Source organism: Rickettsia sp. (assembly GCF_965035265.1).
Window position 1 is genome coordinate 1 of record NZ_CBCDJS010000089.1, and the last position, 4801, is coordinate 4801.

Sequence of the window (4801 nt, forward strand, 5' to 3'; positions counted from 1 at the left end):
AACCGAGATTAGCTCTAATTTAGATAAGACAAATATTATGCTACAAGCTGATAGTTTAAAACCTATACTTGATGCTTTAAAGCTAAAGACTGATAAATTACCTCCTATTATTAACCAAAAACTTACACTTACTTCTAACGTGATTTATAATTCTCAGGCAATAAAATTACAAAATATTAGTTTATCGGCTGCAAATAGTAATCTAGCCGGAGATATTGAGCTTAAAAACTTAACACAAGATATAACTATTTCCCATAATCTAAAAATTAATAATTTTGAGTCGTTTATGTCTCTTATGGGAGTAAGTAATTTAAGTAAGATTGGAGTATTGCAGTTAAACGGGGAAGTGCAAAAGGTGAAAGATACTTTCCATATTCATAATAAAATATCCGCTTTTAATACTAATATATCTATTAAAGGGGATATTAATTTAACAGCTCAGAAGCCAAATTTTAACCTTAACTTATATAGTCCGTTAGTTAATTTGGATAAAATTCTTGCAAGCAATAGCCCTACTCCTACTTCAAACAGAACTACTAGTCCTGCTACTCAAAATATACCTACAGCTAAAAATAATTCTCCTTGGTCAAATAATCCTATTAACTTAGGATTTTTAAATGAAATTGAAGGGCAATTATCCGCAAATATTGATAAATTAACTAACGACTCATTAATCATAAATAATTTAAAAGCAAAATTAAATATCACCGGCGGTAAACTAAATATTACTTCAGTTAATGCGAACATTTACGGTGGTGAACTAAGTAGCACCGGTTATGTGAGTTCAGGAAAAGATCAAAACGTTGCAATTAAAATCGATTTAAAAAATGCCTACTTAAAAAATTTAACTCCGCAATCGGGTAAAATAAAAATAACTGATGGTCGACTAAGCTTTAAAGCCGATCTTACTTCTCGCGGTAATAGTGTTTATACATACGTTAATAATCTAAACGGACAATTTAACGTAAATAGTGATAACGGGAAAATAAGCGGATTTGATTTAAACCGAATCTCAGATGCAGTAAATAATACTAAAAATACCGAAGGAGTATTGCGACTTATTAACAGCTCCTTTAGTGGGGGTTCAACATCTTTTAAAAATTTAATCGCAAGCGGAAATATAGCACAAGGCAAACTTAATTTAAACGAATGTAGTTTAGATGCTTCGCCTGCTAAAGCAAATGCAAGCGGTCAAATTAACTTACCGCAATATATGATGGATATTAGTGCAAGTGTTACTATTGCAGACTTACCGCCTATAGCTGTAAAATTATACGGATCTATAAATAATCCGCAGCATAAGCTAGATATTCAGGCTCTTCAAACATATTTAGTTAAAAACGTCTTTAATAGCGTTATTAAAGACCTAAAAAGCGGAGAGAAGAAACCTGAAAATATCATTAAAGACGCTTTGGGTCTGCGTAAGAAAAAGGATTCAAATACAGAAGAACAAGGCAATACTCAACCGGAAAATCAACAAGCGGATCCCGTGAATAAGCTTTTACAAAAAGGATTGAAGAAATTATTTTAACTTACATAATCTAATCCTAACAAAAAAGCATCAATTTTGTCCTCAGTATCTAATACCAAATTAGGTATGTTTTTAGGAAAATCTTGAATTGCTTCTGTAACTTTTGTTGCTTCTTCATCACAATCCACTTTTTTCAACAAAATAATAAGGTCTTCATATAATGATTTTTATTTGGATTTAACCCTATAGCTCTTTTGATAGAAGCGAGTGCTTCCTTAGGATTTATTTTATATAACTTATTAAAAAACTCTTCGTGGTAGTATGCTTTACTTGGATCTAGTTCAATAGCTTTCTTTAATGATTTAATCGCATTATCTTGTTGTTTTTCCATTAAAATAGAACTTAAACCATGAAAAACTTCAGCTTCCCTATTGTTATACTTTTCAGTTTTATTATAAGCTGCAATAAAATTTGAAAGTTCATCAGGATCAGTTTCAACGAATCTTCGTAGATTGTCTTTTTCCTCTTGATATTGATATCTGTTATGTAAATTGATACATTTTTTAAATAGTTCTGCAATTTCATCTTTAGTCATAATCTAACCTCTATTAATGTAATGTAAAAAAACTAAATTGATGAAGAAAAAGTCAACGCATTAATCAACACAAGACTAAACTTTAATACCTCTCTAATTATAAATTATAGAACTTATAGGGGAAAGTTAATAGTATTTATCCAAATTGCTTCTTCCATTCTATTTTTATCTTTTTATATTTCTCATTCTCTTCTGCTTCTTGCCATTTTTTAAAAAATATATCGGCACTTTTCACTTTTTTTGGATCACCCCCTCCTCTTTCTAATTTCTTATAATCATGTTCTTTGTCATATTTTTTTCCACCTTTATAATTAGCATAACGTCTACTTCTAGTAAAACCCATTTGCAAATATTTACGAGCCATATCAGCTCCAACAAAATCATTATCCTCTAAGTATTTTAAAAATATTTCATATATTCTTTCGCTACTTTCTTTAGCAGTTTCAGGAGTTTTAAACTTCCAATAAGGCAAAATTTCATTTTTATATGGTTGACAAATTAATACTCCCTGTTCACCTTTACCTACTCTATAAGCTTCAGGAGATTTACGATAATCAATATCATTTTTCCATTTATAATTTTTATTATTAAAATTTAGATAGCTTGGCTTTTCCATAATTCCATAACTTAAATTATATGTTTCTTCCCGCTGGGTTTCAATTTTATCTTCTATAAAAGCACCCCTATACTATCTCTCTCTCAGCTAATAGAGGATATAGTACTAGTTGGGTACAAAAGTAAAAATATAAAAAACAGATAAAATATTGAGTAAGCAAAAAGTCTTTTAGCTTGTTTGTTATCAGGGGTATCATAGAATAAAGAAGCGGCATAATATAAAAATACTAACCCAAGAATACCGGCAATTATTAAATATATAACATTACTCATTCCGATAAAAAAAGGCATTAGAGAAACAATAAATAAAAGAATGCTATAAATTAGAATTTGTTTTTTAGTATATAAAGCTCCTTTTACTGCAGGCATCATCGGTACTTTACAGTTTTTATAATCGTCGTTACAGAATAAAGCAAGAGCCCATGAATGCGGCGGCGTCCAAATAAAAATAATCAAAAATAATATAATTGGCTCCAGAGATATAGTATTACTTACCGCTGCATAACCTATCACAGGAGGCAATGCACCCGATACTCCGCCAATAACGATATTTTGTATAGAACGACGCTTTAACCAAATGGTATAAATACAGATATAATAAAAAATAGTGAATAGTAATAAAAATGCTGCAAGTAGATTAACACATAAAGCCATAAAAAATACTGAAAAAAATCCCGTTATCAAACCAAAAGATAAAGCTTCATCCGGCTCTATAGCTCCTCTGACAATAGGTCTTTTTTGGGTACGTTTCATTAAGCTATCGATATCTCTATCGTACCACATATTAATTGCCCCTGCACTACCTGCACCAAGTGCTATGCAAACAACTGCAATAACGGCAATAAAAGGATGCACGGAATAAGGAGCAAGCCACATACCTACAAAACCCGTAAAAATTACAAGCGACATCACACGCGGTTTCATGAGTAAGATATAGTCTTTAACAGTACTCTGAGAGTAATTTATTTTATCTAAATTTATTGGCTTTACCAAAGAACTCATACGATTTTTTTTATTTAAGTATAAAAAGTTTTAGGTTAAAAATCAATGATTGACTTTGATGCAAGAAATGTATATATTTTCTTGTAATTCAATAATAAATAATTAAGTTAAGGATATTATCAGTGACAAAAATTGTTCGTTCTAAATATAAAGCTAGTAGGAGACTTGGGGTAAGCCTATGGGGTGATAGCAAGGATGCTTTCAATACACGCAATTATCGTCCAGGGCAGCATGGGCAGAATACCATGATTAAAACTTCAGATTATGGTTTACATTTAAAAGCTAAGCAAAGATTAAAATGCCATTACGGTCGTGTCACTGAAAAACAATTTAGAAATATTTTTACACTTGCTCGAAAAATGAAAGGTAATATCGGTGAAAATTTCATTGGATTGCTTGAAAGTAGGCTTGATACAGTCGTTTATAGACTGAATATAGCGCCGACTATTTTCGCTGCAAGACAGCTAGTTTCACACGGTCATATTAAATTAAACGGTAAGAAAGCCGATATAGCAAGTATACGCCTCAAAGAAGGTGATGTTGTAGAGATTAAGGAATCTATAAAACAACTTCCGCTTATTCAAGAATCTGTTTCAAAACAAGGTCAAACAACTCCCAATTATTTATCATTTGATGTACCTTCATTAACCGGTAAATATTTAAGAGTTCCTGCTCTTTCTGACGTTCCTTATCCTTTTGATGCAGAAGTTCATTTAGTAATCGAGTTATATTCTCGTTAATAATTACAAAAAGGCAGGTTTTATTTATCTGCCTTTTCACTTTCTTCCCTACACCTACATTTTTCCTTTATACTATAATACAACTTATCACCTAATTCGGCAGCGTTTATTAAAGATAGATTAGTTAAGAATTTAACGTCTGAGCTAAGAAAAAACTGTAAATTTTAACGAAGCAAGAATGGATTGCTACGCTCCTTTCAGTCGCTCGAAAGATATTATTGCGTGGATACTGAAGGTCGTCATTGCGAGGAGCCGCAGGCGACGCGGCAATCCAGAAAAAATAATAAAAAAATTCTGATTTACAGAATTTTTTACTGGATTGTTTCGTCAATTGCTATGCAATTTCCTCGCAATGACGACCTTCAGTATCCACGCAAC

Annotated in this window: 6 protein-coding genes; 2 read left to right on the plus strand and 4 right to left on the minus strand. The window is 31.5% G+C overall.

All coding sequences use genetic code 11. The annotated features are described in order from the left end of the window. The coding region (locus AC1Z7D_RS05825; protein WP_482602794.1) for an AsmA family protein at positions 1-1531 on the plus strand (1531 nt) is incomplete at its 5' end. On the opposite strand, the gene AC1Z7D_RS05830 is transcribed toward AC1Z7D_RS05825, so the two are convergent. The 4 genes from AC1Z7D_RS05830 to cyoE all read right to left on the minus strand — a co-directional run bounded on the left by AC1Z7D_RS05830 (position 1528) and on the right by cyoE (position 3683). Then, positions 1528-1671 (minus strand): hypothetical protein, encoded by a 144-nt coding sequence (locus AC1Z7D_RS05830; RefSeq protein ID WP_482602796.1) that lies wholly within the window; start codon positions 1669-1671, stop codon positions 1528-1530. The genes AC1Z7D_RS05825 and AC1Z7D_RS05830 overlap by 4 nt on opposite strands. Then, positions 1665-2066, minus strand: coding sequence for a hypothetical protein (locus tag AC1Z7D_RS05835; RefSeq protein WP_482602798.1), 402 nt, complete (start codon positions 2064-2066; stop codon positions 1665-1667). Before AC1Z7D_RS05835 ends, AC1Z7D_RS05830 begins: the two co-directional genes overlap by 7 nt. Before the next feature lie 136 nt (positions 2067-2202). Then, the gene (locus tag AC1Z7D_RS05840; protein WP_482602800.1) at positions 2203-2682 is read right to left on the minus strand and encodes a DUF4385 domain-containing protein; all 480 of its coding nucleotides are present in this window, start codon (positions 2680-2682) and stop codon (positions 2203-2205) included. 83 nt (positions 2683-2765) lie between these two features. Beyond that, a complete protein-coding gene (gene cyoE, locus AC1Z7D_RS05845) occupies positions 2766-3683 on the minus strand; it encodes a heme o synthase (RefSeq protein ID WP_482602802.1) in 918 nt (305 codons plus the stop codon). Positions 3684-3805: 122 nt separating this feature from the next. Between cyoE and rpsD the strand changes: the two genes are divergently transcribed. Beyond that, entirely contained in the window at positions 3806-4423 is a 618-nt protein-coding gene (gene rpsD, locus AC1Z7D_RS05850) for a 30S ribosomal protein S4 (RefSeq protein ID WP_482602804.1), read from the plus strand. The last annotated feature ends 378 nt before the right edge of the window (positions 4424-4801 follow it).